6 protein-coding genes are annotated in these 3,237 nt (G+C 65.2%); 3 read left to right on the forward strand and 3 right to left on the reverse strand.

Translation table 11 applies throughout. From position 1 onward, the window contains the following. The 3 genes from QZ266_RS13045 to QZ266_RS13055 form a co-directional block, all read left to right on the forward strand. A partial coding sequence (locus tag QZ266_RS13045) for an FAD-binding protein (RefSeq protein ID WP_295695855.1) occupies nt 1-748 on the forward strand: 748 nt, incomplete at its 5' end. Nucleotides 749-758: 10 nt separating this feature from the next. Continuing rightward, on the forward strand, nt 759-1,607 hold the full coding sequence (nadC, locus tag QZ266_RS13050) for a carboxylating nicotinate-nucleotide diphosphorylase (RefSeq protein ID WP_295695857.1): 849 nt from the start codon (nt 759-761) through the stop codon (nt 1,605-1,607). A 36-nt stretch (nt 1,608-1,643) separates the two neighbouring features. After that, nucleotides 1,644-2,036 (forward strand): VOC family protein, encoded by a 393-nt coding sequence (locus QZ266_RS13055; protein WP_295695859.1) that lies wholly within the window; start codon nt 1,644-1,646, stop codon nt 2,034-2,036. Between the two features lie 142 nt (nt 2,037-2,178). On the opposite strand, the gene QZ266_RS13060 is transcribed toward QZ266_RS13055, so the two are convergent. The 3 genes from QZ266_RS13060 to QZ266_RS15360 all read right to left on the reverse strand — a co-directional run. After that, nucleotides 2,179-2,481, reverse strand: coding sequence for a hypothetical protein (locus QZ266_RS13060; RefSeq protein WP_295695861.1), 303 nt, complete (start codon nt 2,479-2,481; stop codon nt 2,179-2,181). Continuing rightward, on the reverse strand, nt 2,478-3,035 hold the full coding sequence (locus QZ266_RS13065; RefSeq protein WP_295695862.1) for a phosphoribosyltransferase: 558 nt from the start codon (nt 3,033-3,035) through the stop codon (nt 2,478-2,480). The genes QZ266_RS13060 and QZ266_RS13065 overlap by 4 nt, the downstream gene beginning before the upstream one ends. Before the next feature lie 61 nt (nt 3,036-3,096). Next, nucleotides 3,097-3,237, reverse strand: a 141-nt coding sequence (locus QZ266_RS15360) for an integrase core domain-containing protein (RefSeq protein ID WP_367178201.1), incomplete at its 5' end; no start/stop codon positions are given.

The raw sequence follows: 3,237 nt of genomic DNA on the forward strand, positions 1-3,237 counted from the left end.
CGCATTCCCGGACCGTTTTCCCGCAGTCTTCGCCGCCTGCCAGCAAGCCGGGATCGACCCGCGCAACGAACCGATCCCGGTCGCCCCGACGGCGCATTATCATATGGGCGGCGTCGCGACCGATATTGACGGCCGCACCTCCGTGCCCGGCCTGTTTGCCATAGGCGAGTGCGCCTCGACCGGCCTGCACGGCGCCAACCGCCTGGCGTCGAACTCGCTGGCTGAAGGGCTGGTGAGTGCGGCCAGGTTTGCGCGTCGGCTTGCGGCACCGGACGAACACCATCCGTCATCCCCCGGCCTGTCCGGGGGACCTCGACTGGACGGTCGACAGAATGGCCCGGACAGCCGCACCCCTAATATCATGGTCAACCCTATGGCTGAGGTCCCCCGGACAAGCCGGGGGATGACGGTGGATAGTCAGGGGGTTGCCCCGACCCTCCCACCCCTCGCCCTGATGCGCCTGCGCCAGGCCATGTCGCGCCATTGCGGGGTGGAGCGCACCGAGGCCGGACTGTCCGAATTGGCGGCCCTGGTCGATACGATGCGGCGCGAGCATGGCGAGGCCGATGCGCTGATCGCGGCCCGCTTCATCGTGACCGGCGCGCTGAACCGCCGTGAAAGCCGGGGTGGTCATTTCCGCAGTGATTGCCCACAAAGCTCGGACGAGGCGCGCCATTGCGAGCTTCGCCTGGATGATCTTGCCGCCAATCTGTCGCCCGCGATGGCACTGGCCGGACCCGCCGAATAGGACAATCGCCATGTCGATCATGCCCCTGCCGCGCCATGTGGTGAATGATGCCGTTGCGCGCGCGATCGCAGAAGACCAGGGCGGTCGCGGCGATGTCACGTCTCTGGCCTGCATTCCGGCCAAGGCCGAGGCGAAATTCTACGTCAATGCCCGCGAGACCGGCGTGGTCTGCGGTTTCCAGCCGGCGCTGGCGGCGATCTGGCAATGCGATCCGGAAGCCCTGGTCAGCCCGCAGATGGAAGACGGCGACCCGGTGAAGCCGGGCGATGTCCTGATCTCTGTAACCGGACGGGCCCGCGGGCTTCTGGCCGCCGAGCGTATCCTCCTGAACTTCATGGGCCGGATGAGTGGCATTGCGAGCTTCACCCGGGCTTATGTCGACGCGGTCAAGGGCACCGGTGCCCGCATCGCCCACACGCGCAAGACCACGCCGGGCTTTCGGGCTTTCGAACTCCAGGCTGTCCAGGCGGGCGGCGGATCCCTGCACCGTTTCGGGCTCGATGACGCAATCCTGATCAAGGACAATCATGTCGCGGTATGCGGCGGCGTTGCAGACGCGGTGAAAGCCGCCCGCACCAGCGCCGGTCACATGACGCGCATCGCCGTGGAGGTGGATCGGCTCGACCAGCTCGATGCTGCCATATCGGCCGGGGCGGAGAGCGTCTTGCTGGACAATTTCTCGATCGCCGACCTGACCACCGCAGTCGCCGCCGCCAAGGGCAGGGTGACGCTGGAAGCCTCCGGTGGAATCAACCTGGACACCGTGCGCGGCATTGCCGAAACCGGCGTGGATGTCATTTCCATTGGTGCGTTGACCCATTCAGCGCCAAATTTCGACATCGGGCTCGACGAAGCCTAGGCCGTGGCGCCCGCGCCACCTTGAGGGAGAGACAGCATGTTCAATCACATCATGGTCGGAGCGAGCGACATCGAGCGCTCGAAGCGCTTTTACGACGCCGTCCTGGGCGCGATGGGCGCCGGCGAGGCGGTCCGCAATGAGGCCGCCACCGGTCATGTTCGCTATTTCTACCTGCATGACGGCAACGCCTTCTGCATCAGCGAGCCGATCAATGACGAACCGGCCACAGCCTCCAATGGCTCGACGATCGGTTTCAAGTGCAGCTCGCCTGAGCAAGTGGCCGAGTTTCACGATGTCGCCGTCGCCAATGGCGGCACCTCGATCGAGGACGCGCCCGGGCCGCGCTCCAGCAATATGGGCACGCTGCACCTCTCCTATGTCCGCGATCCCGACGGCCACAAATTGTGCGCCATTCACCGCCCGGGCTGACGGGGCGCAGAGCGGCACCGGCGCTCTCGAGTGACGCCCTGCGCCCGGCTTCATGCTGGGCGCCTTGGCGCGCACTGGTCCATACATCGCTTGTCAGCCAGCAGGCCGCGCAAGCCTCCGACGCCTCAGTCGGCCCCGGCACCTAACCGGTGAGCTGGTCGACCAAGTTCGCAAGCTCGCCCCTTGCCCGGCTGGGTGCCTCCAGCTGACCGGGCCTTGAGAAGGGCGACAGTTCGAAGCAATTGGCGACGCTGTTGAACCAGACGGCGTGATGACCCTGCACGGCCACCACCCAGACGGCAAAGTCGAACCCGGTCCCGGCCGGGGCGCGCCAGGTCTCCGGTTCGATCATCACGCCCTCCCAGAATTGCCATTTCGCGGCGGACAGTGTGCCTTCTGCTACGATGAGGAGGCCGCGCAGCTGGGCTGCGGTAACCAGGCTCATGGCTTCAGGATCACCGCGCCGGCCTCGCCCTTGGCAGCGATCTCCTCATCACTGAGGCCGCAAATCTCGTGCGGGAAAACCAGCCAGTCATCGCATTCATGGACGAAATAGTCCGGCGTCAGATCGGTCGTATTGCGCAGGGGCTTGTAATAGACCGTCGCGATGCGCGCATCGGCGGGGAAATTGCGCCGGCACTTGGCCCACAAGACCTGCAGGACAGCGGCGATCGAGCGGCCGCTATCATAGACATCATCAACGATCAGCAGCCGGTCTTCGGCGTCGAGCGTATCGACCAGATAGCCCTCGCCATAGACCCGCACATTGCGGTCCTGCTCACCGATACCGGTATAGGAGGCGGTGCGGATGGCAATATGGTCGGTCTCGATCCCGCGCCAGGCCAGATATTCCTGCACGGCAATCCCGACCGGTGCCCCGCCGCGCCAGACTCCGACGATATGGGTTGGACGAAAACCGCTCTCGAGGATTTGCCGCGCCAGACGCAGGCTGTCTTCGAGGAGATCATTGGCGGAGATGTAGTGCTTGGCGCTGGTCATGGCTGCAGGATGGCCCGGTTTGCGACCGCAGCTCAAGCATTTGCCACCGGCGCGGCGCAGCCTAGGTGTCGTTTCTCAAGACGTTGTTCAGCTGGCTGAGCCTTGTCGCTGGCGGCTGTCGCGAGAGAGCATAGTGCGGCCGGGCGGTGTTGTACCAGTCCAGGTATCGGGCGAGATCGCGGTTTCGGCTGTCGGATGATCG

The organism is uncultured Maricaulis sp., assembly GCF_905480005.1.
GTDB lineage: Bacteria > Pseudomonadota > Alphaproteobacteria > Caulobacterales > Maricaulaceae > Maricaulis.